Raw genomic sequence first — 26,462 nt, 5'->3', positions numbered from 1 at the left:
CCCCGAAAACCGCGCTGGCCGGCTGCCCTCAGCCGCTGCTCAGGAGCACGAGTTGCTGCGTGGCCCGGGTCATCGCGACGTACCTGTCGACGGCCCCTTCGATGCCGGCGCCGAACGTCTCCGGGTCGATGAGAACGACCAGGTCGAACTCCAGCCCCTTGGCCTGCTCCGGGCTCAGTGACCGGACCCGGTCCGTGGGCGGGAAGGTCGGGTCACCGATGACGCAGGCGATCCCCTCGGCGTGCGCGGCGAGCCAGCTGTCGAGGATCGACAGCAGGTCGGCGACGGACCCGTGGACGACGGGCAGCCCGTTGCCCCGGATGGAGGTCGGCACGTTCGCGTCCGGGAGCACGGCCCGGATGACCGGCTCGGCCTGCGCCATGACCTCCGCCGGGGTGCGGTAGTTGACGTTCAGCGAGGTCACCGTGATCCGGTCGAACCCGACCCGCTTGAGGCGTTCCTGCCACGACTCGGTGAACCCGTGCCGGGCCTGGGCGCGGTCGCCCACGATGGTGAAGCTGCGCGACGGGCACCGCGCCAGCAGCATCTGCCACTGGGCGTCGGTCAGCTCCTGTGCCTCGTCGACGACGATGTGCGCGAACGGGCCGGCCAGCAGGTCCGGTTCAGCGTCCGGCAGGCCGGAGTCGTCGACCAGGACCTCGCGCAGGTCGGGTTGGCGCAGCATCGTCAGCAGGCCCTCGCCGTCGTCGTAGGTGTCGGCGGCGAGCAGTTCGTCGACGACCCGGGCCATGTGGTCGCGTTCGACGGCTGCCGCCGGGTCGTGCCGACGGGTGCTCCCCGACCTCTCCGCGTCACCGAGCCGCTGCCGTGCCGCGTCCAGCAGCGGCAGGTCGGACACGGTCCACGCCCGGGGTTCGTCGCGTTGCAGCTTGCGGACCTCCGCCGGGCTGAGCCACGGCGCGCACGTGCGCAGGTACGCGGGAACCGACCACAGATCACTCACGAGATCGGCCGCGTCGAGCAGCGGCCAGGCGCGGTTGACGGTCGCCCGCAGGTCCCGGTTGCGCAGCAGCGAGTCACGCAGCACGTCGTCCGGTTCGTCGCCGTCGTACCTGTCGGTGAGGATGGCGAGCAGTTCCTCCCAGATCTCTTCGCGCGCCTCGTTGTGCGGGGTGCCCAGGCCCGGCGCCCGGAACGCGTCGGCCCAGTCGTCGGCGCTCAGCCGGAGGTCGGAGTCGCCGACAGTGATCGTCATCGGGGTGACCGGCGGGTCCTCGTAGAACCGGACGGCCGCGTCGATCGCCCGGACCAGCTCGGCCGAGGACTTCAGCCGGGCCACCTCCGGGTCGGCCTCGACGGTTGCCGTCGCCCCCTCGGGGACCAGGTCGCGCAGCGTGCAGGTCTGCACGTCCTCCTCACCCAGGCTGGGCAGGACGTCGCCGACGTACGCCAGGTAGGGCTGGTGCGGCCCGACGAAGAGCACCCCACCCCGGCGCTGACCGAGGCGCGGGTCGGAGTAGAGCAGGTACGCGGTCCGGTGCAGGGCCACGACGGTCTTCCCGGTGCCCGGACCGCCGTCGACCACGAGGGCCCCGGCCGACCCGGCCCGGATGATGGCGTCCTGGTCGGCCTGGATCGTGCTGAGCACGTCACGCATCCGGGCCGATCGGGCGCTGCCCAGGCTCGCGATGAACGCGGACTGGTCGTCGAGCGCGGCGGCGTGCCCCACCAACCCGTCCGGGGTGAACACCTCGTCCCAGTAGTCGCTGATCCGGCCGCGGGTCCAGCGGTACCGGCGGCGGCTCGCCAGGCCCATCGGGTTGGCGTGGGTCGCGCCGAAGAACGGCTCGGCGGCGGGTGAGCGCCAGTCGAGCAGCAGCCGTCGACCGGTGCTGTCGGTGAGGCCGCGACGTCCGACATAGACCGGCTCGGGACTGTCCGCCTCGACCAGGTGACCGAGGCACAGGTCCAGCCCGTAGCGGCTCAGTGAGCGCAGACGGGCGGTCAGCCGACGAACCTCCTCGTCCCGGTCGACGGCCTGGCGGCCCTTGCCGCCGGGTGCCCGGCGCGCGGCGTCCAGGCGGTCGGACAGCTCGGCGGTCAGCTGCGCGAGGTTCCGCGCCATGGCCGCGAAGTGCCGCTCGTCCTGGGCGATGAGCGCCGGGTCGGCCTTGGGGGCGAGGTGATCGGGTAGTGCGAACACGGAGGTAGGCAAGGAATTCATGTCATGACGTCCATTTCGGCAGATTCAAGCCTCGGCCGACGATTCTGCGTCATAAACGGGGTCTTGCCGCAAGCCCCCCAGTGCGCTATAAGTTAGAAGTGGCGGGAGACCAGGGGTCTCCCGTTTTTCGTTGCCGACCGACGCGCAGTGCCGTCACGGGGCGTCGACGACCTCGCGGCCGAGCGGCCAGAACGCGGCCGGAACGAGCTTGAAGTTGGCGATGCCGAACGGAATCCCGATGATCGTGACGCAGAGGGCGATGCCGGCGAGGATGTGGGAGAGCGCGAGCCACCACCCGGCCAGCACCACCCAGAGGATGTTCGCCAGGCCGGAGCCGACGCCCGCGCCCGGCTTGGGCACCAGGGTGCGTCCGAAGGGCCACAGCGAGTAGACCGCGAGGCGCAGCGACGCGACGCCGAACGGGATGGTGATGACCAGGACGAAGCAGATCAGCGCGGCGATGCCGTAGCCGGCCGCCAGCACGATGCCACCGCCGAAGACGAGCCACAGCACATTCAGTACGAATCGAATCACCACTCCAGCATGAAGCATGCTCACCACCCGGGCGCCCGGTAAGGTACCCGCAACCCCTGCACGGCGTGCGGTAGCCCGGTTCTGCGAAGCTCAGGAGGATCGTGTGTCGCCCGATGACGGTTGGCTGCTCGACACCCCGATCGCACACCGCGGGCTGACCGGCCACAATCGACCGGCGAACTCCCTCGCGGCGTTCGAGGCGGCCGCCGACGCCGGCTACGCCTGCGAACTGGACGTGCAGCTCACCCGCGCGGGCGAACTCGTCGTCGTCCACGACTACGACCTGGCGGCGCTCACCGGTGCGGAGATCGCCACCGCGGAGTTGACCCCGGCCGACCGGCAGCGACTCCGGTTGCAGGGCACCGACCAGCGCATCCCCACGCTGTCGGAGGTGCTGGAACGGGTCGCCGGACGGGTGCCCCTGCTGATCGAGCTGAAACGGCCGGCGCTCACCCTCAACTTCGATCTCGTCGAGGAGGTGCTGCGGCAGACGGCCGACTATCCCGGGCGGTACGCTGTCGAATCCTTCGATCCGCTGCTCGTGGCGGCGCTGCGGGTCGCGGTGCGCAAACTGCCGCCGCGCCAGCGGGTGCCGGTGGGGCGCATCGGCGGGCTACTGCGTACCGCCGGGCCACTGACCCGGATGGTGGGTCGCAGCATGGTCAGCAATCTGGTCACCCGACCCGATTTCCTGGCCTACGAGGTGGACGCATTTCCTTCCGGTCTGACGGCGTGGTGGCGTCGACGTGGTGTTCCGGTGATTGCCTGGCCGGTCGCATCACCGGAACGGGAGATGTTTGCCCGTCAATACTCCGACAACATCGTATTCTCGGGCTATAGACCGTCGCATGGGCAGCGTCTAGCATCGTGACGTGTCTGTTGACCAAGGACAGAGCGGGTTGCTCGCCGAGTCGCAGAACGGGCCCCCCGGCGATCCGTTGCAGGTCTACCGCGCGTTGGCGGAAGACAGCATCAACAAGCTCAGGGACCAATACGACTGGCGGGCCAAATGGCACCGTCGACTGTTCCGATTCACCGGCATCCTGGTCATCGTCATCAGTGCGTCACTGCCGCTGCTCGCCGGCTTCAGCTACCCCGGTAAGAACCTGGTAATAGCGGTGTCGGGTGTGGTCATCGCCGTGGCCACCGCGTTACGCACCTTTTATCAGTGGGATCAGATGTGGGCGCTGCTGCGACGTACCCATTTCGCACTCATCGAGGCGAGCAACCACTGGCGGCTCGCGTTCGGTCGCGCCGAGGCAACAGCTGATCCGGCCGAGCGGGAGCAGCGCGCCTACGCGGCGACAGAGGAACTGCTGGCGAAGATCGAAAGCATTCGCGGTGCCGAGACGGAGAAGTTCTTCAGCTCGTTGGCCTTCCCGGATGAATCCGCGCTGACGGGCAAGCCCTTCGGTCCCTGACCACGGCTCGGTGAAACACCTGATACGACATCCAGGGCCAACCGGGGGACGTACCCGGAGGTCGCCAGGCGTCGGCGGTCACATGATGGCTGGCATGAAACGCGCAGCGCTCTTCGTGATCGCCGGACCGGTCGGCATCGCCACCTACGGCCTGGTTCGTCTGTGGGGGAGATCCGACGGGGTGTACGGCCCCGGGTTCGACTGGCAGGCCGCCCACCTGGTCGCCCTCGCCGGCATGGTGTGCTTCGTTCCGGGTGTGCTCGCGCTGTCGCACCTGCTGCCCCGCTCCGCGTGGCGCACCGGGGTGGTGGCCGGCACACTGGTCGGCCTCGTCGCGACGATGGTGCAGTTCGGCGCGGACATCGTGGAGGGGTTGCTGGCCGACGACCGGGCGGAGATGTCCCGGCTCGGCGCGAGCTTCAAGGACATCCCCGGCGTGGAGGTGGCCTTCTACGACGTCGTACCCCAGCTCTTCTTCCTCGGCCTGCTCGTTCTCGTGGGCATGCTCGCCGCCCGACGCCGGCTGCCGTGGTGGAGCGTGCCGGTGCTGCTCGTCGGCATCGTCCTACCGGCGGTCAATCTCGACCTGCTTCCCATCGGCGGCCTGTGCATGGCGCTGGCGTTGGCGCCGGCGCTGCCGCTTCTCCGGCAGCGGGGCGAGCGGGCCGAGTCGCCCGTCGCCGTCCGCTGAGGGCGCCGGGTGGCGCTGGCCTCGGACCAGCGCCACCCGGCGAACCGTCACTTCAGGGCGAGGGTGCGGGCGTCGGCGGCGATGACGCTGGCGACCTCGGCCGGCACCTGCTTGCCGGCCTGCCGGTCGACGTAGCTGGCCAGCTGGGCGTACTGGGCGTGGGCCAGCTTGGTGGTCATCGCGGTGACGGCGGCCGGATCGGCGCCCGAGGTGAGGATCAGGTAGCCGAGGCCGGCCTGGCTCACCGTCACGGTGAAGGTGCTGGTCGCGGTGGCGGTGCCGGCGGGCCCGGTGGCCTCCGTGGTGAGGGTGTGCCGGCCGGCGGTCAGCTTGGCCAGGTCGAGGGTGCGCCCGGCGGCCGACGTCTTACCGTCCAGCTTGACCGTGACGGTTTCCGCGTTGGTCGCGGCGACGGCGATCACCGGGGACTGCGCCCGGTCCAGCCGGGCCCCGTTGGCCGGCGAGGTGATCTGCACTGTCGAGTCGGCGGAGGGCCGCTGGAGGAAGGCCGCGTTCCAGCCGACCAACTCGGCCGTGCGGTTGGTGATGACCGCGTCGGTGCCGATGCGCTCCAGCCGCTGCCACAGCGCGGCCGAGTCCATCGTCCAGGCCATCACGGCGACCCCGGCGGTGTGCAGCGCGGCGACGACCTCCGGCTTGGCCAGCAGCGCGTTGCCGTCCGGGTTGTACGCGGTCAGGTGCAGCTCCTTCGCGATCGCCACCGGGTCGGCGTCGAGGGTGCTGCGGAGCAGACCGAGTGGTAGCTCGGGGGCGATCTCGTAGGTGTACCTCAGGGCGTCGACCTCGAAGCTCTGAATGAAGACCCGGCCCATCATCTGCTCGTCGCGGATCACCTGGATGATCGTGGCGACCTCGTCGCGGGTGTGCTTGCCCTTGATCTCCACGAGCAGGTTGCCGCCCCGGGTCCGCAGGTCGGCGAGCTGCTCGGCGAGGGTGGGCACCCGCTCGCCGACGTACTGCGGGCCGAACCAGGAACCGGCGTCGAGTGCCTTGATCTGCGCGGCGGTCAGGTCCCGGATGTTGCCGGTGCCGTCGGTGGTCCGGTCGACGGTGCCGTCGTGCAGGATGAACGGGATGCCGTCCTTGCTCGGCTGGACGTCGTTCTCGATCCAGTCGGCGCCACCCTTGCGGGCGATCTCCTGGGAGACGAGGGTGTTCTCCGGTGCGGCGGCGGACGCGCCCCGGTGGGCGATCACGGTGAGCGAGCTGCCCTCGGGGCGGAGGTAGCCGTTCGGCGCCAGCTCGGTGACCGTGACGTCGTCGTACGACACGGTCGCGCCGTTCACGAAGAGCCCCTGGACGCCGTCGGCGGAGCGCTGGAGGCTGCTCGTGCGCATCGCCTCCCGCCCGTCGAAGATCCAGCGGGCCTGGTTGCCGTGCACCTCGACGGCGACGCGGACGTCCCGGCCGGTGCCGGCGGCGGACGGGGCGGAGGCGGTGTTCGTCACCACCCAGGCGTCGGCAGTGGTCCGCTGGGCGAATTCCAGCCCGTTGGCGGCGGTGGTGCCGCTGCGCATGGTGGCGATCCACCAGGGGGTGGCGCCGTTGGCGGGGACGTCGATGCCGAGCGAGGCCCAGCGGGTGGCGGCCGAGACCGACTCGAAGCGCATGGTCGCCTCGAGGCGGAAGTCGTTCAGGTGCCGACCAAACGTGATCTTGTTGTTCGCGCTGGCGCTGGCCGAGGTTCCGTACAGTCGGCCGTTCTCGACCTTCCAGGTGCCGTCGACCGCGTTCCAACCGGCGGGCAGTGACCCGGTCGAGAAGTTCTCCGAGACGACCACGTGGCCGGGCTCGGCGGTGGCGGGCGACGAGGTCGCGACGGCGACCCCGACGGTCGCGCCGGTGACGGCGAGGGCGGCGACGCCGGCAGCGACCCGGGTACGCAGCGCACCGAGGCGCGACCCGGCGCGGCGAAGCGACGGTGATGCGGGTAGGACAGTCATGGTCGGGACGGTACGAAGCGTGCCCGAACTAATGATCAATCAAGCGTGGCTGCCGCCGGAACGTCGGGTGTACCACGCTCGATCGGGACGTCACTGACACGTTCAGTCGGACAGGCCGGCGCAGGCGACCCCGTCGATGGTGCACGCCTCGGGGGCGGAACCCGTCAACGAACCATTGACCCGGAACGTCACCTGGATCGAGGCGCTCCCGGGCACCGGAGCGGTGTCGCTGTCCGGCACGAACGTCCACACGGCACCGTCGTGGCTGGCCTGTGCGCCCTCGACCCCGCTGATCCTCAGCGACTCGCGGGGCAGGGTGACCACCAGCGTCCACTGCGGCGCCGCGACCGTGCCCGGATTGCTGATCGTCACCGTCGCGCCATAGCTGAGCAGGGCGTTGTCAGTGATGGCGAAGTCGGCGCTCAGGGCCGCCGCGGTGGGTTCGGCGCTCGCGCCGGTCGGGGTGGGCCGGGTCGACGCCTCGGTCGGTGGGGCCGAGGAGGCCGAGGTGGGCGGGGGAGTGGGCACCGTCGGGCTGGTGAGCGCCGGTCGCGCCTGCGCCCGGGGCGTATCGGACGGCGTGGCGCCCACCTGCTGCACGGACGGCGGCGGGTCGAGGGTCACCGGCGTCAACTTCTCCGGCGTACGCAGCACCCCGACCACTGACACTGCCGTCGCGACCAGCACCCCGAGCGCCGCGATGACGGCCAACCAGGTGGCCCGCGAGACGTCCTCCCGACCGGTGAGCACCCGCCGTGCGGCAGTGACGAGGGCCACGACCTTGTCCAGCAGGATGATCGCCACGGTACGGCGTGGTTGGGGTGGTGTTGCCGGCACTGCCTGTCTCTCCTTCAGTTCGTCGCCGGGTACGGGCCCACGATCCGCCCCGGTACCGGGCGGCATCCGCCCGGTCACAGCGCGCGAAGCCCGACGAGGATCGCCTCAAGCAGATCCTCGGTCGGCAGTTCCGACAGCATCGGCGGTTCGTGCGTCTCGATCAGCCCGGCCCCGAGCAGGTCACCGAGCAGCACCCGGACGGTCCCCAGCGGAAGGTCCAACTCGGCACCGACCTCGGCCACCGACACTGGATGGTGACACAACTCGACGATCCGCGCCTGTTCGGGGAAGAGCGGGGCGGGGGGTGTGACCCCCGGCCGGGCGACCACCAGCGAGATCAGGTCGAACTGGCCGCGTGCGGGCGCGGTGCGCCCCCCGGTCATCGTGTACGGCCGGGCGACCGGGCCCGCGTCGTCGTCGTACCACGCCTCGTCAGTGCCGCCGCTGGTGCGCACCAGTGTCCCCGATCGTCACCGAGGAGGCCGGCCCCAGAGTGATCGGCAGGTGCCGTTCGGCCTGCCCCACGAAGAGCGCCACCTCGTACGCCATGTCGCCGACCTCGACGTCGTCACCGGCGATCCGCACGGTGAGGATGGTCCCGTTCGGGATGGTGGCGATGAACAGGAACGCCCGCGACATCTGCACCACGACCTGGCGCAGCCGACCCGCGTCGCAGGTGCGGGTGGCGGCCAGCCCCAACGCGATCAGGCCGGCGACCACGCCGGAGATCTGTTCGGCCAGTTTGTCCCCCACCCGCCGCGAGCCGCCGAGCGGCAGCCCGTCCGGCGAGAGCACCACGGCGAACTCCGCGCCGTGCACCCGGTCGACCAGGCTGTTCAGGGCGTCGGTCAGGCCGTCCTCGGTGACCACTGCAGACGTCATTGATGTCTCCTTGCTGTTCTCGCGACTGGCATCTCGACAGTGTCGAGGCTGGTCCTGCCGGGTGCCGGGCCGGTCGGCCCGGGTTGGCGGACCCGCGTCGGCAACGCCCCGTCGCCGCTCGGGCCGGGCAGGTCGGTGTCGGTGCGGGCTGGTGGGTACGGGGTGTCAGGTGGTGCGCCGGCCGGTGCGCGGCCGGTGTCGGTGACCGTGACCAGCCGGGCGGGTAGGAGCACGATCGCGGCCGTTCCGCCGCGCCGGCTGGGGCGCAGCGAGACGTGGGCGCCGCAGCGGCCGGCCAGGACGGCGGCGGCGTACCAACCGGTGAGGCCGGCGGGCGGGCCGTCGGGTGGCGGGTTGCCGAACAGGTGGTTCGCCTCGGCCAGCGTGGCGGCGTCCAGGCCAGGCCCGTCGTCGACGACGACGACCGCGCACCCCTGCGGTCGGTGCTCGCCGCTGACCCGGACGGTGGTGTCCGCACCGGAGAAGACCAACGCGTTCTCGATCAGCTCCGCCAGCAGGTGGATGACGTCCGTGACGGCCGGCCCCGCGAGCGACCACGGCCAGTGCGGCGCGATCAGGACGCGGTGGTAGTCCGGCACCTCGGCGACCGCGCCGCGCGCCACGTCGAGCAGTGGCACCGGGCGTCGCCAGCGGCGGGCGGGTGTCGCGCCGGCCAGCGTGATCAGTTTCTCCACGTTGCGTCGGATCCGGGTGGTGAGGTGGTCGAGCTGAAACAGCTCGCCGGTCTCCTCGGTGGACCGCTCCCGACGTTGCATCCCGTCCAGCAGGCTGAGCTGGTCGCGCAGCAGGACCTGGTTGCGTCGGGTCAGCCCCAGGAACAGCTCCCGCTCGGCGGCACCCCCCGACGGCGCGGCGCCCGGCGGCGCAGGCGGATCCTGGGGGGCCGGGGCGGCGGCCTTCGGCCCGGTCAGCTCCTCAGTCAGGCGCCGGATGGTGCCCGCCCAGCTCAGCAGGAGCACGAGCACGACGATCAGGCCGAGCCCCACCACGGCTCCGGTCCGCGCGATCAGCACCGCGGCACCGGGTGTGGCCCGCTCGACGCTGCTACGGGCGGTGCCCGTCACCAGGGTCTGCAGCGCACCCAGGGTGGTGTCCGCCGCGGCCCGCCAATCCCCGACGGTGACGCCGGCCAGGGCGTTGCCGGTGCCGGACTGGAGCAGCAGCCGGTCCTCCAGGGCGAGCAGAGCGGTGAACGCCGGGCTGGTCGCGAGGCGCTGCTGCTCGGCCCGACCGTCGGACGGCAGACCGGCGGCGGCCTCGGCGTTCGCGTACCGCTGGACGCCGACCAGGGCGGTCAGCCGACGCCGCTCGTCGGCGCCGAGTCGCGCGCCGGTCAGGGCGGCGCTGACCACTGTGTCCTCCCGGGCCAGCAACTCCCGGGCGCGGGCCAGCGCGATCACCGCGCGGGTGTCGGCGGCCAACCCGCTCTCGTACGCGCCCCACTCCGGGCCGTACACCCGGAAGGCGACGTCGACGACCTCGTCGTACCCGTCGATCGCCGCGGCCAGGCCGAGTCGCCCGGTGTCCATCCGGGACCGGGTGGTGCCGAGGCCGTCGAGCCGTCGGACCAGCTCACCGGCCCGGTCGCGGACCGCGCCGGCAGTGAGCAGCCGAAGGTCGCGCCCCTTGGTGAACTCGCGGATCTCGGCGGCGGCCCGGTCGGTGGCGTCGCGAGCCCCGACCAGCTCCGGCGTCGTCCCACCCGCCCCGGCGATCGTCTCGGCGGTGATCCGGCGTTCCGTCTGCAGGCTCAGGATCAGACGGTCGATGGGCTGTCCGAGCGTGTCCGCCAGCGCCCGGACGCGCAGCAGGTCGACGGCGTCCTGGCTGGACACGTAGGCCGCGTACGACCAGAGCGTGATCAGCACGGCGGCCAGCACGGCCAGCCTGGTCCGGATCAGCCGGACATCGCTGTGGGTCATCGGCCCGCCCGCTGCGGCCACGGCTGTCCGGCGGTGTCGCTGGCCCGGTCGGCGACCAGGGTACGCAGCAGGGCCAGCAGTTCGGTGCGGTTGGCGCAGTTCAACCGGTTACGCATCCGCGCCACGTGGTGTTCGACGGTCTTGGCCGAGATGAAGAGCCGGTCACCGATCTCCCGGTAGGTCAACCCGGCCAGCACCAGCTCGGCGACCTCGTACTCGCGGTCGCTGAGCCCGTGCTGGGTGGGCCCGGCGACCCGTGTCGTGCTCGCACCGGCCGGCGGTGGCTGCCCGGCCGGCCCACCGGAGGGCCGCCCCTGCAACGCTCGGGCGCACTCCAGCAGGGTGGTCATCGCCCGCCGGTCGGCGGTACGGATGGCGGCCTGCCCGGCGAGGCGGGCGCCGTCCCAACACAGCCCGGTGTCGTGCAGCCCGCGGGCGGCGGCCTCCACCCGGGTCGGGTCGACGACTCCCCGGAGCACCTCCACCCAGCTCTCCGCGGCGGCGGCGACCACTGCCGCGTACCGGCTGTGGCCGGCGGCGGCGAGCAGCGCCGCGACGTGGTCGTCGGCGACCGTCGGCTCACCGGTCAGGATGGCGGCGTGCAGGCCGCTCCAGTGCAACGGCACACTCCACAGTGGTGGATTGCCGAGGCTGTCGAGCAGTGAACGCCCCTGCTGCAGGTACGGCTCCAGCCGGGCCAGGTCACCCAGCCGCGCGCCCGCGATGGCCAGCTCACCCAGCGGCAGCAGGGTGAACAGGTCGACGGGGTGGCGCACCACGGCCTCCAGCGCCTGCCCCCAACCCCGCTTGAGCGCCCCGAGGTCACTGTTGCGTCGGCCGATGCCCATCCGGATGGCGGCGGCGAAGAGCTGGTCGCGCGACTCCAGGTGCCGCCCGTCGAGGGTCACCGTGGCGAGGCGCTCGCCGGCCGCGTGGATCTCGCCACGGACCATCAGGATCCAGGCCTGCAACAGCCGGTGCCGGCGGGCCATCAGCGGGCCGCCGACACCGGCGGCCAGGGCGCGGTGCAGCACCCGCTCGGCGATCTCCAGCTCGCCGCAGTGCATCGCGGTCAACGCGGCGAGGGCGGCCGGGCTGTCCGGCAGGAGCACCGCCCGGCCGTCCGGCTCCAGCAGCGCGGCGGCCTGCACGAGCGCGGAGAGCGCGGCGGTCGGTGGGCCGGTCACGCTCTCCCGTACGCCGTCGGCCATCAGTCGGGCGGCGCTGGCGTGCAGAGTGGGTGGTTCGCCAGCCGGGTCACCCGCCGGTGACTCGGTGCCGGCGGCCGGGTCGCCGGTGGCGATCCCGCCGACGATGGCGAACGCCCTCGCCGAGGCGGTGCCCGACCACCGGAACAGTTCGACGCTGCGACCGACGTGCCCACGGTGGGCCAGTGCGGTGGCGGCGACCATGGCCGCCTCGGAGCGGTCCGGGGGAGCGGTCGTGGCCAGCAGCCGGTCCGCCAGCCGAAGCGCGTCGTCGAGGTCACCGGCGAGCGCGGCGGCGAGCGCCTGCTGGGCGTTGGGCGGTCGTCCGGCGGCGGTGGCCGCCGCGAACAGCTCGGCGGCGAACGCCGGTTCGTCGGCCAGCGCCTCGCCGGCGGCGGCGGCCAGCGTCGCGGCCGGGCAGTCACCGAGCGCGCCGACCGCGAGCAGGGAGCGGACCAGTGGCAGCACGGCGCCGCCCCGGGCGAGCTGCAACTCGGTGAGCCGACGCCAGACGGCGGTGCGCTCGGTGGTGGGGCTGAGCGTGGCGACGGCCCGCCGGACGATCGGCGCGAGCCGGCCGTCCGCGCCGAGCAGCCCGGCCGCCCTGGTGGTGGCGATCAGCTCGTCGACCCCGGCCGGGTCCCGGCCGAGCAGCGCGCCGAGCATGCTGACCGGCAGCGTGCCGCCGGCGGCCACGGCGAGCAGCAGTCGTCGTACCTCGGTGGGCTGGACGTCCAGGTCCGGGGCGAATTCAAGGACGACGGACCGGGGTGGGTCGACCATCGCGCCGGTCCGAATCTCCGCGCCGGCCAGACCTCGGGCCAGCCGCTCGACGTCCCGGGGGACTCCGGCGGTCTGCGTGTGGACGAAGTCGACCAGGTCGGCGGGGCGACCCAGCTCGGGTGTGGCGGCGAGGTGGGCGGCGGTCTGCTCCCGGGTGAACGGCGTGAGCAGCACGGCCCGCCCGTCGCGTCGCAGGGCGTCGACCAGCTCGCTGAACGCCGCCGACCGCGGCCACGGGCGGTGGGCGACCACCAGTCGGTGTCGACGGCCGGCGACCAGACGCAGCAGAGCCCCGATCCGGGCGTCGTCGAGCAGGTGCGCGTCGTCGACCAGCAGCACCGTGTCGGGGTCGACCGGCGCGCCCGGCTCCGGTGCGGCCGTCTGGACGGCGATGCCGGCGCGCTGGTGAACGCGCTCCAGCTCGGCGAGGAGCGCTGTCTTACCGTGGCCGGCCGGGCCGGCGATGCCGACGGCGAGCGGGCCGACCAGATTCTGGGCGACGGTGTCCAACAGGGCCTGCAACCCCTTGTCCACTGTCAGTCCTGGTACGGCGAGGTCATTCATGATCATCAGGGTCATCCTTCGCGCCCCCGGGCGCGGGCCAGCGCCAGGCGGGACGGCTTCGGCAGTTCCAGTGGGAGGAGTCGGACCGGGGGCCGCGGTGGCGGATCGCCCGGAACGGTGTGCTGAGGGCGGCGTTGTGCCGGGATGGTGGCCCGCCCGGCACCGCTGACCGGGGCCGGGACGCGGGCCGGCGCCGGCTGGCGGGGGCGTGGCGACACCACCTGACAGGCGGCCATCGCGGCGCCGGTGGCGGCGGTCAACTGTGCGTCCGGCTCCACCTCGACCGGCACCGGCAGGGCCGCGCCGATCAGCTCGGTCACCAGCGGGACCCGGGTCGAGCCGCCGGCCAGCAGGACGCCGTCGAGCTGCGCCGCAGTCAGGTCGGCGCTGCGCACGGCCCGCAGCAGCAGGTCGACGGTGGCCTGCACCGTCGGGCGGATCATGGCCTCGAACTGCGCCCGGGTCACCGGCACCCGGGCCGGGCCGTTGGGCAGGGTCAGCACCACGTCGGCTGTGAGGTCGACGGTCAGCACCCGCTTGACCCGGTCGCACTCCGCGCGCAGCCCGCGCAGCGCGGCCTGGGCCCCGCGACGTCCGGTCGCTGCCAACTCCCGGGCCAGCACGGTACGAGCGTGCTCGGCCAGCGCCTCGTCGAAGTCGGCGCCACCGATCGAGTCGAGACCCTGCGGGGTGCCGAACGTCTCGTACGTGCCGCGTGGGGTGCGGCGCACCAGGGCCGCCTCGAAGCTGTTGCCGCCCAGGGCGTAGACCACAGCCGTGCTGCCCGCGAACCCGCGAGCGGCGTGGCTCTCGGCCACCGTGACGGTGCGGGGCAGCAGTGTCACGTGCCGCAGGCCGAGGTCCGACAACGCCCGGTGCAGCACCTCCCGCCGGTAGGGGCGCCAGCCGGCCGGGTGGCTGAGCACGATCGCCTCGGCCGCCCCGCCCTCCAGGGCGTGCACCCGCTCCACCACCCACGCCGCCAACTCGGCGGTCAGCGTCTGCGGCGCGCACGGCTCGCCGCCGAGCAGCACCGGCACGTCGTCGCCGATCCGGTGGACGAAGTCCCGGGTGGTGCGGCTGCCGTCGTCGGTCGCCGGCTCACCGACCCGCAGTGAACCGTCCTCCGCCAGGCACAGCACCGAGGGCATGAGAGGTGAGACGGCACTGAGCGGGACTGCCTCGGGGCGGGTCCAGGTCGCGCCGCGTCGTCGTGCGACGGCCGCGGCGGTGTTGCTGCTTCCGATGTCTATCCCCAGGACGTACGGCATCGTCTCTGTCTCTCCCCGTGAGTCGGCCGGTCGGTGGCGATGGCGCCGGCTGCCCGACGACGCACCCCCGGCGAACCCCGCGGGCTCCTACGTTCGTACCAGAGATCAGTCCCTGGTCGGGACCCTAATCTCGTCGGGACGGTTTCCCCCTGTCCCCCTAACGTACGAGGTGGCGGAGCCCCTAGTTCAACCGGCCCGGATGCGGGCTGAGCCCCGATGCCCGGGGGCCACCCCCGGCAATAGCGTCGTCACTGTCGACGTACGACACCCCGCCCAACGCCAGATCCGAGGAGAACCGGCACATGGACTCGCAGCAGACGCTCCACGACTTCGTGCTCGACCTACTGACGAACCCGGACGCGCGGTCGGCCTTCGACCTCGACCCGGAGGGTGCGTTGCGGGGCGCCGGGCTCACCGACATCACCGCTGCTGACGTGCAGGACGTCGTACCGCTGGTCGTCGACTACGCGCCGGGGGCGGGCCTCGCGCCGCTGGCTTCGCCGGTGGGGCAGCTCGGGCTGGACCCGCTGCTCACCGACACCACCGACGTGGTGGGTCAGTTGCAGAGCGTGGCGCAGCAGATCAGCGTCACCAGCTCGCCCAGTGGCGTGGACGTCAAGGCCGGCGTGCTCGGCGCCATCGCTGTCGACCCGTCGACCGCCGCCGCCGGGGTCACCGTGCTGCCCGGCATCGGTCTGGGCGTCGGTCCGTCCGGCCTGGACACCGACCTGGCGGGTGTCTCCGACGTGGCGCACACGCTCGACGCGGACGTGGTGCAGCCGGTGGACGCCATCGCGGACCCGGTGCTCGGGGACGTCACCAGCACCGTCGGTGACCCGACCGGTCTGCTCGACGTCACCGACTCGAACCTGATCGGCGGCGACCTGACCGGTGGTGCCCTCTCCGGCACCCACGGTCAGCTCGGCGGGGTCGTCAGCTCGCTGGGTGTCGACGACACCCTCAACGGGCTGGGCCTCGGGCACGGCGACGGTGTCGTCGGCGGGGTCCCGCCGCTTGACGTGCCGTCGACGGTGGGCGGCGTGACGCACCAGGTGGACAGCCTCCTCCCCGGTGTCACCGACACGGTCGGTGACGTGACCGGTGGGGTCACCGATGGTGTGCTCGGCGGCGACTCGCACGCCTCGTCCGATCACGGGCTGCTGGGTATCACCGGCGGTCTGCTCTGACCCGGATCTCCGGGCGGAGCGAGGGGCCGGATCGTCTCGGGCGATCCGGCCCCTTCCGGTTCCACATCCGGTCCCTCTTGATAATTGAGCCGAAATCCGCACACTTGGTGCGGTGATGGCCGGGATCTGGTTGGACGTGCTGGACGAGATCGCCCGCACGTGCACTGCACACGGTCGCGGTGACCTGCTCCAGACGGTGCGGCAGAAGCGTGCGCAACTGCTGGATCCGACACTGCGTGTCCTGGTCATCGGCGAGCCGAACCAGGGTAAGAGTCAGCTGATCAACGCGATCATCAACGCTCCGGCCTGCCCGGTCGGCGACGGCCGTACCACCGTCCTGCCGACAGTGGTGCGGCACGCCGAGGCCCCCGCCGCGGCGGTGGCCCAGGCGCCGCCACCGACCCCGGGCCAGGCCACCGGCGCCGCCACGGTCACCATCGAGCGGACCCCGGTGGCGCTCAACCAGGTCGCGGCGAGCGTGGCCGGCCTGGTCGGGCGTCGGCCCGGCGGCGGCCCGGCGTACGTCGAGATCGGGCTGCCGCGAGCCCTGCTCGGGGCCGGGGTGGTGCTGGTGGACACTCCCGGCACCGACGAGGTCGCCGGTCTCGGCGCCGCCGCCCCGGTCGCCGCGTTCAACCGCGCGGACACCGTGCTGCTGGTGTCCGACTCGACCCGGGAGTTGTCCGTCGCCGAGCTGAACATGCTGCTGCACATCATGCGGTCCCATCCGAACGTGGTGGTGGTGCAGAGCAAGACCGACCTGGTGGCGGACTGGCGTACGGTCGCTGAGCGCAACCGGCAGCACCTGGCCGAGGCGGGGGTGCCGGCAACGCTGATCCCGGTGTCCGCGGCGCTGCGACTTCGCGCCGCCGCGGCCGAGGACCACGCGCTCAACGCCGAGTCCGGTTTCCCGGCGCTGATCGCCCGCCTGCAACGCGACCGGGCCGGCAAGGCCGACCACCTGGCCCGAGCGGCGGTGCAGACGGTGGCCCGCACGGTGGTGGAACAGTTGGCCGCGCCGCTGCGCGCCGAGTTGGCGACCCAGGAGGAAGAGGAGCAGTCCGGGCCGATCGCCCGGCTGCACGCGGCGCAGCGCGAGGTCGACGAACTGCGCCGGTGCTCCACCCGGTGGCAGAACACACTGACCGACGAGATCACCGACCTGCTCGCCGACCTCGAGTACGACCTGCGCGACCGGACCCGTCAGATCCTGCGCGCGGTGGACGAGGCGTTCGACACCGCGGACCCGTTGGTCGCCTGGGACACGTTCCAGGAGTGGCTGGAGCGAAGTCTGGTGGAGGCGGCGGAGGCGAACCACGAGTGGCTGATCCAGCGCTGCGACTGGATCGCCCGGCGGGTGGCCGCCAACTTCGACAGGTACGGCTACGACGTGCTGCCGCCCTGGTCGATGACGATGCCGGAGGACATGGGCGAGCGACTGCCCGAGCTGCAACGGCCGATGATCGACCGGTTCACCACCGGCCAGAAGCTGTTCACCGGCATGAAGGGCTCGTACGGCGGCATGCTGATGTTCGGGCTGGCGACCACCCTGGCCGGGATGCCGATGATCAACCCGGTCTCGGTCGGCATCGGGGCGCTCTTCGGTGGCAAGAGCATCCGCGACGAGAGCAAGCAGTTGCTGCGTCGGCGGCAGGCCACCGTCAAGACGGCCATCCAGCGGCATGTCGACGACTTCTTCGTCCGGATCGTCCGGGACTGCCGTGACGCCGCGCGGCAGGTGCAGCGGATGTTGCGGGATCACTTCACGGGGCTGACCGAGGAACTCCAGGAGGCCATCGTGCAGTCGTTCCGCAGCGCGAAGCAGGAGGCCGACACCGATGCCTCAGTGCGCGAGCAGCGGCAACGCGAGATCCGGCTGAAGATGACCCGGTTGGCCGCGCTCTACGAGCAGGCCCAGCAGTTGACCGGCGCCCGCTCGGCCCCGCTGCTGCTGGAGCCGCAGGCATGACGGTGGGGGTGCGCCTGGACGAGGCGGCGTGGGGGTTGCTGCACCAGGCCATCGAGCTGTACCAGGACAATCCCCGGGCCGTGGCGGAGCTTCGGCATCAGGTGGCCCGGTTGGAGCAACCGCTGCGGATCGCCGTCGTCGGCCCGTGGCGATCGGGCAAGTCGACGGTGCTGAACGCGTTGATGGGCGAGGAGGTCGCGCCGGTCGAGCGGGCGGACGGCGCCTTCACCTGGTACGAGGACGGCGAAGCGCCGCGGGCGATCGCGTACCCGGTCGGGCAGCCACCGCAGGAGTTGGCGGTGGTGAAGTCGGCGACCGGGCTGCGGGTGGATCTGGGCTGGGGTACGGGCGAGGTCCGGGACATCGTGGTGCGGTGGCCGACGCGGGCGCTGCGACAGATCACGCTGATCGACACCCCGGCGGTCAGCAGCGGCGCCGAGCAGGACCGGTCGCCGGTGTTGGAGCGGGTGCTGCGGGATTCGGACGCGGTGTTGTACCTGACCCGCGACTGTCGCGACAGCGATCTGCGGGTGCTGGAGTCCGCACGCGACAGTGCTGTCGGTCAGTCCGCCCCGGTCAATGTGATCATGGTGTTGTCCCGGGCCGACGAGACCGGCGGGGGCCGCATCGACGGCCTGCTCACGGCCCGGCAGCTGGCCCGGCGGCACCACCGTGACCCGAGGGTCAACGCGCTCAGCGTCAACGTCGTGGCATGCAGCGCGATGATCGGCCTGGCGGGCCGGATGCTCGGTGAGTCGGACTTCGCCGCGCTCGCGACAGTGGCCCAGGTGCCCCGGGCGGAGTTGGACGTCCACCTCATCTCCGCCGACCGCTTTCTCCACGGCGAGCTGCCGGTACGGCTGGACACCGAGGTGCGCGCCGCGCTGCTGGGTCGGTTCGGGGTCTTCGGGGTCCGGCTGGCGGCCACGTTGGTGCGCAGCGGGTTCGACAGCCGGGTCAAGCTGTCCGCCGAACTGATTCGGCGTAGTGGTCTGACCGAGCTGCGCGAGTCGGTGACCCGGTGTTTCATCGATCGCCGCGACGCGCTGAAGGCCCGGTCCGCGCTGGCCGCGGTGGAGGCGCTGCTGCGGTCCGAGCCCACCCGGGGATCCGCCGAGCTGGTCGGCGCGGTGGAGCAGATCCTCGCCGGTGCGCACGAGTTCCGGGAGCTGCGCCTGCTGGTGGCGCTGCGCAACACCCGGCTGGGGTTCGACGCGGAGCTGGCCGCCGAGGCGCAGCGGCTGGTCGGCGGGGACGGGGTGGGCCTCGCGGCCCGGCTCGGTGTCGAGCATGAGGCCGATGTGCGCCGGCTCTGGGAGGTCGCTTCGGAGGCACAGTGGCGATGGCGGGACCGCGCGGAGGATCCGCTGCTCCCGCTGGCGCAACGGCGCGGGGCTCAGGTCGTCGTCCGCAGTTGCGAGGGGATGATCGCCGAGCTGGTGGCGGGCGGCCGCTGAGTCTCGCCGGCCGCCCCCGCCCGCGGTGGTGGTCGTCTCAGCGCGGTTGGTACGTCTGACAGTCCGCGATGTCCTGGCCCGGACCCACCCGGATGGACGGTGCGTGGCACTCCAGCTCGGCGTTGTGCTGGCAGTCGGCCCGCTTGCAGGCGCCGACCTGGGCGATGACGCGGTCCAGCCCACCCTTGGCCGAGGTGTCGATGAAGGTGGCGCAACTGGCGTTCTGCTGCCCGATGGTGATGGCGAACGCGTGGCAGCCGTCGTGGTTGTAACCGCAGTCGGTGACCGTGCACTCGTGTACCCGCGGCATCTCCAGCATGTCGGTCATGGCGGTGTCCCTTTCGTCGGTGGTCATCCCCATACCCGGCCTCGACATGACAACTCCCTGTCAGCTGTCCCTTTTCGGGATGTTCTGGATAGGCGAGCCTTGCCTAAACCGCGTGACCACAGCGCTGTTGCGGCCTCCATCGCGACCGTCGCCGACGAGCCGGGGCGCGGTTCGCGGCCGGAAAACCGTTATTCGATCTCACTCCGTACGGTCGCGGCTGACCTGCGGAGATAACGCTCTCACGGATGCTGCTGAAGTGCTTGACGCGCCAGTGATCCGGACGCAACGATGCATTCGCATGTCTCGTCCCACCACCGCCAGGCGTGATCGGCGCACGCCGTCCCCGCACCGCGAAAGGACCCCACCGTGCGCAGATCCCTGAGATCGTGGCTCGGCCTCGCGCTGAGCGCGATCCTCGTGGCGGGCGGCATCGTCGCCGCGCCACCCACGGCCAGCGCCGCGCCCTTCACCGTGCTGGTCTTCAGCAAGACCGCCGGCTTCCGGCACGGATCCATCACCCCCGGCATCGCGGCGATCCAGCAACTCGGCGCCGCCAACGGCTTCACCGTCGAGGCCACCGAGGACGCCGGTCAGTTCACCGACGCCAACCTGGACCGGTTCGCCGCGGTGATCTGGCTGTCCACCACCGGCGACGTGCTCAACGCCGCCCAGCAGGCCGCGTTCGAGCGATACATCACCGGCGGCGGCGGGTACGTGGGCGTGCACTCCGCCGCCGACACCGAGTACGACTGGCAGTGGTACGGGGGGCTGGTCGGGGCGTACTTCGCCTCGCACCCGGCCGAGCAGACCGTCACCGTGAAGGTCGCCGACCAGGTGCACCCGTCGACCGCCACGCTGCCGCAGCGGTGGAGCCGGTTCGACGAGCTGTACAACTACCGCACCAACCCCCGGGGCAACGTGCACGTGCTGGCCACCCTGGACGAGAGCACCTACTCGGGCGGGAGCATGGGCGCCGACCACCCGATCTCCTGGTGCCAGAACTACTCCGGCGGTCGGGCCTGGTACACCGGCCTGGGGCACACCGACGCGTCGTACACCGAGGCGGCCTTCCGTCAGCACCTGCTCGGCGGCATCCGGACCGCCGCCGGCGCTGTCGACGCCGACTGCGGCCCCACCGTCACCAGCAGCTTCCAGCAGGTGGAGCTGGCCAAGGGGGCGGCCGAGACCGGTGAGCCGATGAGTCTCACCGTCCTACCGGACCGGGGCGTGCTGCACACCAGCCGCAACGGCGTGATCCGGCACACCGACGCCGCCGGCAACACCAAGATCGCCGCCACCCTGCCGGTCTACACCGGGGACGAGGAGGGCCTGCAGGGCATCAAGGCCGACCCCAACTTCGCCACCAACCGCTGGGTGTACGCCTACTTCGCGCCACCACTGAGCACCCCCGGCGGCGGCGCGCCCGCCGAGGGCACCCCGGCCCAGTTCGCCGCCTGGGACGGCGTCAACCGGTTGGCCCGGTTCACCGTGAACGCCGACAACACCATCAACCTGGCCAGCGAGACGCTGATCCTCAACGTGCCGACCAGCCGGGGGATGTGCTGCCACGTCGGCGGTGACATGGACTTCGACGCGGCCGGCAACCTCTACCTGTCCACTGGAGACGACACCAACCCGTTCGACTCGGCCGGCTTCACCCCGATCGACGAGCGGGCTGGGCGCAACCCGGCCTTCGACGCGCAGCGCACCTCGGCCAACAGCAACGACCTGCGTGGCAAGGTCCTCCGGATCAAGCCGAGCGCGGCCGGCGGGTACACCATCCCGGCCGGCAACATGTTCGCCCCGGGCACCGCGCGGACCCGCCCGGAGATCTACGCGATGGGCTTCCGCAACCCGTTCCGGATGAGCGTGGACAAGGCCACCGGGATCGTCTACCTCGGTGACTACGGCCCCGACGCGGGCACCGCCGACCCCAACCGGGGACCGGCCGGCAACGTCGAGTTCGCCCGCATCGACCGACCCGGCTTCTACGGCTGGCCGTACTGCACCGCCCGCAACGACGCCTACAACGACTACACCTTCCCGTCCGGGCCGTCCGGGCCGAAGTTCGACTGCGCCGGCGGGCCGGTGAACAACTCACCCAACAACACCGGCATCACCCAGCTGCCGCCGGCCATCCCGGCCTGGCTGCCGTACGGCGGCTCCGGGTCGCCGCCGGAGTTCACCGGCGGTGGCCTGTCGCCGATGGGCGGGCCGGTCTACCGGTACGACCCGAACAACACCTCGCCCGTGGCGTTCCCGCAGTACTACGACGGGACCTACTTCGCCGGTGAGTTCGGCCGGCGCTGGATCAAGAACATCAAGCTCGACGCGTCCGGCCAACCGCTGAAGATCAATCCGTTCCCGTGGACCGGCACGCAGGTCATGGACATGGAGTTCGGCCCGGACGGCGCGCTCTACGTGCTCGACTACGGCACCGGCTGGTTCAACGGCGACGCCAACTCGGCGCTCTACCGCATCGAGTACGCCCGTGAGGGCAGAGCGCCCGTCGCGAAGGTGTCCGCGACCCCGACCAGCGGCACCGCGCCGCTGACGGTGGCGTTCTCCTCGGCCGGCACCCTCGACCCGGACGGCGACCCGTTCACCTACGCCTGGGACTTCGACAACAACGGCACCACCGACTCGACCGCCGCGAACCCGAGCTTCACGTACACCACCAACGGGACCCGCAGCCCGACGCTGACGGTCCGGGACACCACCGGCAAGACGGCCACCGCGAGCGTGGTCGTCACGGTCGGCAACAGCGCCCCGGTGGTCACCGTGAACACCCCGTTGAACGGGCAGACCTTCACCTTCGGCGACGCGGTGCCGTTCTCCGTCACCGTCACCGACGCCCAGGACGGCGCGGTCAACTGCGCCCGGGTGAAGGTGAACTACGTGCTCGGCCACGACTCGCACGGCCACCAACTGGGCAGTGTGCAGGGCTGCACCGGGGTCATCCAGACCTCGGCCGACGGCGAGCACGACACGGCGGCGAACATCTTCGGCATCATCGACGCCGAATACACCGACCTGGGCGGGGGCGGCCAGCCGGCGCTGACCACGCACACCCAGGCGGTGCTGCAACCCCGGGTCCGCCAGGCGGAACACTTCGGTGACTCGTCCGGCGTCCAGATCGTCGCCGGGGCGGCCGGGCACGGCGGGGCGGCGGTCGGCTACGTCGACAACAACGACTGGATCTCGTTCCGCCCGTACAACCTGACCGGCGTCCAGTCGTTCAGCGCCCGGGTCGGCGCACCGGCCGGCGGTGGCGGCACGTTGGAGTTGCGGGTCGACTCGCCCACCGGCCCGCTGGTCGGTTCGGCCACCGTCACACCCACCGGCGGGTACGCCACCTTCGCCACTGTCACCGGTGGGATCACTGCCGTGACCGGCACCCGGACCCTGTTCCTGGTCTTCAAGGGCACCGGCCCGTACTTCGACATCGACGAGTTCACCCTGTCCACCAGCCCCGGCGGTCCCGGGCCGGACCCGGACCCCGACCCGGATCCGGACCCTGAGCCGGGCACCAACCTGGCCCGGGGCAAGCCGGCGCGAGCGTCCAGCTTCGAGGGCGCGTTCGTCGCGGGCAACGCGTTCGACGGCGTGGCCGGCACCCGGTGGGGCAGCGCCTTCGGCGACCCGCAGTGGATCGACGTGGACCTCGGTGCCACGTACGCCATCAACCGGGTCAAGCTGACCTGGGAGGCGGCGTACGGCAGCGGATACCAGATCCAGACCTCGCCGGACGGTGTCACCTTCACCACGATCCGTACGGTGACCGGTGGCGACGGCGGGGTGGACGACCTGACCGGGCTCAGCGGGTCCGGCCGGTACATCCGGCTTCTCGGCACCACGAGAGGCACCGCCTGGGGCTACTCGCTGTTCGAGTTCGAGGTGTACGGCGGCACCGGCAGCCCGACCGGGGGCAACCTGCTGCGCAACAAGCCGACGACGACGTCCAGCAACGAGGGGGCCGACGTCTCCGGCGCCCAGGCCGTCGACGGCAGCCTCAGCACCCGCTGGTCGAGCACGTTCTCCGACCCGCAGTGGATCCGGGTGGACCTCGGCAGCGCCACCGCGATCGGCCGGGTCAAGCTGAGCTGGGAGGCGGCGTACAGCAGCGCGTACCAGATCCAGACCTCGAACGACGGCACCACCTGGACCACTGTGAAGACGGTGACCGGGGCCGACGGCGGGGTGGACGAGCACGCGGGTCTCGGTGCCAACGGCCGCTACCTGCGGATCTACGGCACCGCCCGGGGCACCGGATACGGCCACTCGCTCTGGGAGGTGGAGGCGTACACCAGCTGAACCACCATCGGTGACGTGGCCGGCACGGTGATCCGTGCCGGCCGCGTGCTTCCGTATATACCGGCAACCTGTATATGCTCCCTGGCATGGCTGAGGCTCCACTTCGGGAACCGACGTTCCTGGTGCTCACCGCGCTGGCGGAGGCGCCCCTGCACGGGTACGCCGTCATCGAGGATGTGCTGCGCATCTCCGACGGCCGGGTGCGGCTGCGCGCCGGCACCCTCTACGCCGTCCTCGACCGGCTCCGCGCCGACGGTCTCATCGAGGTCGAGCGCGAAGAGGTGGTCCAGTCACGACTGCGCCGCTACTACCGCCTCACCGCGCTGGGCGCGCGGCGGCTCACCGAAGAGGCGGCCCGGCTGCGACACAACGCGGACGCCGCCCGGGTGCGGCTGCGCCGTGGTGGCCTGCTCGCCGACGGGGGTGCGGCGTGAGCGGCGACGATCTGGAGCGCCGCTACCGGCGGCTGCTGGCCGTCTACCCATGGGAACACCGCCGGGTGTACGAGGACGAGATGCTGGCCGTGCTCCTCGCCGGTGCGCGGCCGGGCCAGCGGCGACCCGCCGCCGTCGACGTGCGGAATCTGGTCGGGGCAGGGTTGCGGGCGCGGCTGCGGGTGGGCGCACGGGGGTTCACCGAGCCGAGCTGGGCGGACGCGGCGACGGTGACCGGCCTGCTGGTCGGGGTCGTGCTGCTGGCCGTCGCCGGAAAGGCGCTGCTCGACCAGCTCGCCCTCACCCGGAGCCTGCCGCCCGGGTTCGGGTCGGCACGCCCGGATCTCGTCGACTGGCTGCGCGTCGCTGGCTGGGCGGGCGTCTGCGCGGCGGTGCTGATCGGGTGGCGCTGGGTCGCCGCCGGTCTGGCCTGGGCCGGCGTGGTCGGCTGGGGCGCGCTCGTCGCCCCGCAGACGGCTGACAACCCGACGTACGTGGTGGACACGCTGCCGCAGTTCGCCCTCGCCGTGGTGGCTGCCGCAGCGCTCACCGTCCCGGTGCCGCGTCGCCGGGCGATCGCGGTGCTGGGCGTGCGCCGACTGCTGGCGCTGCTGCTCGCGCCAGTCGCGGTGGTCGCCCTGTTGGTGACGAACCGGGTGACCAGTCCCGCGTTCAGCGTCGTCGGCGGGGTGTCCTACCAGGTCTTCTACGACCTCGAGTCGAGCAGTGAGCTGGTGCTCTGGCTCTACGTCGCGGGCCTGGCGCTCGCCGCGTTGGCCATGGTGGTCGCGGTGGCCACGCTCAGCCCGGGGGTGCGCCGGCGGATCGTCGTCATGCTCCTGCCGGTGGCGGCCCTCGCCCTGGTGATCGACAGCACCCTCGCCGGTTGGGTCACCTCGACCATGCACATGGGACATGCCATCCCCCTGGTGCCGGCGCAGTGGGCGATGCTGGTGCTGGTCGGGCCGGTGACCTTCCTGGCCGGGGTGCTGCTCGTGCGTCGCCGAGAGGAGACCCTGCGCATGGTCGCCCTCGGCCGAGACGCCGACCGCGAGCAGCCAACGGGTCAGTGAGGCGACGGACAGCTCATCCGAGCGTGGTGCTCCCGGCGCCGTCGCGGAAGACCGCACGACTCAGATAGTGCCGGGATCGCCGATCGAAGCGCCCGAGCAGGTCGCGGGCGGCTGGCGGGACGACGGACGTTGACGGATCGCCACCGGTGAAGGCTGACACCGCGGCGAAGTCGGAAAATGTCATGGCGGTGAGGAACTCGCTGCCCGTGGCGGGGTCCAGCTCCTGCGGCGAGCGACGCAGAACCCGAAGCTCCCGAAGCCCGTCCACGCCCCGGGCGAGGATCGCGGGCGCGATGTCCTGTGTCAGCAACCGCTCGTAGGCGTCGGCGTGAGCGGGCTCGGTCCATCCGCTCCACAGTCGAAGAATCATGACATCATGCTGTCATTTGGGTAGTAGGCTGTCAATGTTTGGTACCATGCCGTCCGTGACGGATCGGGAACGGGTCGACGCGTACCGGCTGCTGATGGCGGACGTGTACGAACTGGCGGGCGAGTCTCGGCGCTCAAGCGAGCAGCTCGCCCGAGCAGAGGGGCAAACTGCCGCGCGATGGCATGTGATGAGCGTGCTCTCCGACGGCTCCCGCACCGTCGCCAGCGCGGCGCGCAGACTTGGCCTGGCCCGACAGAGCGTGCAGCGGGTGGTCGACGACCTGGCCCGTGCCGCAATGGTGGAGTTGCACGACAACCCGGATCACCGCCGAGCGCCACTCGTGACACTCACGGAAGCGGGCCGGGCCACGCTCACCGGCCTACTGGAACGCTCGGACGCTGACCGCCGGGACGCCGTGGACCGGGCCGGCCTCAGCCTCAGTGATCTCGAGGACGCCCGCGCGACCCTCCGACGGTTGGTGGACGCCCTGCAACGCCGGTGAGCCCGCCGCGCCCGCACCATGACTGCTCGCCGGTCGTCAGTCGTCGGCGACAGCCACCGGTTCCGAGCCGATGCAGCGCACCTTCAACTCGTACTCCCGGGCCGCCCCCTGGAACGTGACCTCGACGTCGTCGTCCGGGCCCCGGTCCACGTCGCGGACCCGGTAACCCTGAGCGGGCGCCCAGGAGACGAGGCGTACGCCGCCGGGGCCGCACTCGGCCACGGCCGTGCCCCCGTCGGTGGCGAACCCCCGACGGGCCCCGGAGTTGGCGCTGGGCGTGGGGCCTGTCGTGCCTGGCGCGGCCGAGGCGCTGCCCGTCGCGCCGGTGGGCGCCGGCTCTGGTGAGGCGAGCGCCCGTTCGATCTCCGCCGCGCTGCGCACCCCACCCGGGGTGCCGGTGATGCTCTCACCCACCAACCGGATCGCGCCCAACCCGATCACTGTGGCCACGGCGGCGGTGGCCACCCACCCGGTGGCGATGAGGATCGAACGACGGCCCATTGCCTGACTATCCCCGATCCGGCCTTGTGGTTGGCACATCCGAA

Annotated in this window: 22 protein-coding genes; 10 read left to right on the top strand and 12 right to left on the bottom strand. The window is 72.0% G+C overall.

What is annotated here, in order from left to right; all coding sequences use genetic code 11:
- Window positions 1-28: 28 nt before the first annotated feature.
- Both helR and KBX26_RS00955 read right to left on the bottom strand, forming a co-directional pair.
- Window positions 29-2,185: an RNA polymerase recycling motor ATPase HelR gene (gene helR / locus KBX26_RS00960; protein ID WP_210864443.1), complete on the bottom strand. Its 2,157-nt coding sequence runs from the start codon at window positions 2,183-2,185 to the stop codon at window positions 29-31.
- Between the two features lie 153 nt (window positions 2,186-2,338).
- The gene (locus KBX26_RS00955) at window positions 2,339-2,719 is read right to left on the bottom strand and encodes a YccF domain-containing protein (protein ID WP_208648924.1); all 381 of its coding nucleotides are present in this window, start codon (window positions 2,717-2,719) and stop codon (window positions 2,339-2,341) included.
- A gap of 103 nt (window positions 2,720-2,822) precedes the next feature.
- Here KBX26_RS00955 and KBX26_RS00950 point away from each other — a divergent pair, with 103 nt between their 5' ends.
- From KBX26_RS00950 to KBX26_RS00940, 3 genes are all read left to right on the top strand, one after another.
- Window positions 2,823-3,590 (top strand): glycerophosphodiester phosphodiesterase family protein, encoded by a 768-nt coding sequence (locus KBX26_RS00950; protein ID WP_210864442.1) that lies wholly within the window; start codon window positions 2,823-2,825, stop codon window positions 3,588-3,590.
- 1 nt (window position 3,591) lies between these two features.
- A complete protein-coding gene (locus tag KBX26_RS00945; protein WP_210860414.1) occupies window positions 3,592-4,140 on the top strand; it encodes a DUF4231 domain-containing protein in 549 nt (182 codons plus the stop codon).
- Window positions 4,141-4,234: 94 nt separating this feature from the next.
- Entirely contained in the window at window positions 4,235-4,831 is a 597-nt protein-coding gene (locus tag KBX26_RS00940; RefSeq protein WP_051708284.1) for a hypothetical protein, read from the top strand.
- Window positions 4,832-4,878: 47 nt separating this feature from the next.
- Here KBX26_RS00940 and KBX26_RS00935 read toward each other — a convergent pair whose 3' ends face one another.
- From KBX26_RS00935 to KBX26_RS00905, 7 genes are all read right to left on the bottom strand, one after another.
- A complete protein-coding gene (locus tag KBX26_RS00935; protein WP_210864441.1) occupies window positions 4,879-6,795 on the bottom strand; it encodes a glycerophosphodiester phosphodiesterase family protein in 1,917 nt (638 codons plus the stop codon).
- A 102-nt stretch (window positions 6,796-6,897) separates the two neighbouring features.
- A complete protein-coding gene (locus KBX26_RS00930) occupies window positions 6,898-7,632 on the bottom strand; it encodes a cellulose binding domain-containing protein (protein ID WP_156057416.1) in 735 nt (244 codons plus the stop codon).
- 74 nt (window positions 7,633-7,706) lie between these two features.
- A complete protein-coding gene (locus KBX26_RS00925; RefSeq protein ID WP_210864440.1) occupies window positions 7,707-8,087 on the bottom strand; it encodes a DUF742 domain-containing protein in 381 nt (126 codons plus the stop codon).
- Entirely contained in the window at window positions 8,065-8,514 is a 450-nt protein-coding gene (locus KBX26_RS00920; protein WP_030330457.1) for a roadblock/LC7 domain-containing protein, read from the bottom strand. The genes KBX26_RS00925 and KBX26_RS00920 overlap by 23 nt, the downstream gene beginning before the upstream one ends.
- Window positions 8,511-10,457 (bottom strand): nitrate- and nitrite sensing domain-containing protein, encoded by a 1,947-nt coding sequence (locus KBX26_RS00915; protein WP_210864439.1) that lies wholly within the window; start codon window positions 10,455-10,457, stop codon window positions 8,511-8,513. Before KBX26_RS00915 ends, KBX26_RS00920 begins: the two co-directional genes overlap by 4 nt.
- The gene (locus tag KBX26_RS00910) at window positions 10,454-13,018 is read right to left on the bottom strand and encodes a LuxR C-terminal-related transcriptional regulator (protein WP_210864438.1); all 2,565 of its coding nucleotides are present in this window, start codon (window positions 13,016-13,018) and stop codon (window positions 10,454-10,456) included. The genes KBX26_RS00915 and KBX26_RS00910 overlap by 4 nt, the downstream gene beginning before the upstream one ends.
- A gap of 5 nt (window positions 13,019-13,023) precedes the next feature.
- Entirely contained in the window at window positions 13,024-14,283 is a 1,260-nt protein-coding gene (locus KBX26_RS00905) for an Hsp70 family protein (protein ID WP_210864437.1), read from the bottom strand.
- Window positions 14,284-14,585: 302 nt separating this feature from the next.
- Between KBX26_RS00905 and KBX26_RS00900 the strand changes: the two genes are divergently transcribed.
- The 3 genes from KBX26_RS00900 (at window position 14,586) to KBX26_RS00890 (ending at window position 18,896) form a co-directional block, all read left to right on the top strand.
- Window positions 14,586-15,470, top strand: a complete 885-nt coding sequence (locus KBX26_RS00900; RefSeq protein ID WP_030330448.1) for an IniB N-terminal domain-containing protein — start codon at window positions 14,586-14,588, stop codon at window positions 15,468-15,470.
- Between the two features lie 115 nt (window positions 15,471-15,585).
- Window positions 15,586-17,439, top strand: coding sequence for a dynamin family protein (locus KBX26_RS00895; protein WP_210860917.1), 1,854 nt, complete (start codon window positions 15,586-15,588; stop codon window positions 17,437-17,439).
- Entirely contained in the window at window positions 17,436-18,896 is a 1,461-nt protein-coding gene (locus tag KBX26_RS00890; protein WP_030330446.1) for a GTPase, read from the top strand. The genes KBX26_RS00895 and KBX26_RS00890 overlap by 4 nt, the downstream gene beginning before the upstream one ends.
- A gap of 37 nt (window positions 18,897-18,933) precedes the next feature.
- On the opposite strand, the gene KBX26_RS00885 is transcribed toward KBX26_RS00890, so the two are convergent.
- Window positions 18,934-19,224 (bottom strand): DUF1540 domain-containing protein, encoded by a 291-nt coding sequence (locus tag KBX26_RS00885; protein ID WP_030330445.1) that lies wholly within the window; start codon window positions 19,222-19,224, stop codon window positions 18,934-18,936.
- A 366-nt stretch (window positions 19,225-19,590) separates the two neighbouring features.
- Here KBX26_RS00885 and KBX26_RS00880 point away from each other — a divergent pair, with 366 nt between their 5' ends.
- From KBX26_RS00880 to KBX26_RS00870, 3 genes are all read left to right on the top strand, one after another.
- Entirely contained in the window at window positions 19,591-23,538 is a 3,948-nt protein-coding gene (locus KBX26_RS00880) for a ThuA domain-containing protein (protein WP_210864436.1), read from the top strand.
- Window positions 23,539-23,624: 86 nt separating this feature from the next.
- The gene (locus KBX26_RS00875) at window positions 23,625-23,972 is read left to right on the top strand and encodes a PadR family transcriptional regulator (protein WP_210864435.1); all 348 of its coding nucleotides are present in this window, start codon (window positions 23,625-23,627) and stop codon (window positions 23,970-23,972) included.
- On the top strand, window positions 23,969-25,045 hold the full coding sequence (locus KBX26_RS00870; protein WP_210864434.1) for a hypothetical protein: 1,077 nt from the start codon (window positions 23,969-23,971) through the stop codon (window positions 25,043-25,045). The genes KBX26_RS00875 and KBX26_RS00870 overlap by 4 nt, the downstream gene beginning before the upstream one ends.
- A 13-nt stretch (window positions 25,046-25,058) precedes the next feature.
- On the opposite strand, the gene KBX26_RS00865 is transcribed toward KBX26_RS00870, so the two are convergent.
- Entirely contained in the window at window positions 25,059-25,415 is a 357-nt protein-coding gene (locus tag KBX26_RS00865; protein ID WP_030330441.1) for a hypothetical protein, read from the bottom strand.
- 55 nt (window positions 25,416-25,470) lie between these two features.
- Between KBX26_RS00865 and KBX26_RS00860 the strand changes: the two genes are divergently transcribed.
- Entirely contained in the window at window positions 25,471-25,917 is a 447-nt protein-coding gene (locus KBX26_RS00860) for a MarR family winged helix-turn-helix transcriptional regulator (RefSeq protein ID WP_209444520.1), read from the top strand.
- A 36-nt stretch (window positions 25,918-25,953) separates the two neighbouring features.
- On the opposite strand, the gene KBX26_RS00855 is transcribed toward KBX26_RS00860, so the two are convergent.
- Window positions 25,954-26,418: a septum formation initiator gene (locus KBX26_RS00855; protein WP_210864433.1), complete on the bottom strand. Its 465-nt coding sequence runs from the start codon at window positions 26,416-26,418 to the stop codon at window positions 25,954-25,956.
- Window positions 26,419-26,462: the final 44 nt, after the last annotated feature.

Source organism: Micromonospora sp. C97, from assembly GCF_018070385.1.
GTDB classification, from domain to species: domain Bacteria; phylum Actinomycetota; class Actinomycetes; order Mycobacteriales; family Micromonosporaceae; genus Micromonospora; species Micromonospora parva.
The sequence above is the reverse complement of the archived record's forward strand: the minus strand, read 5'-3'. Positions and strand labels throughout refer to the sequence as shown.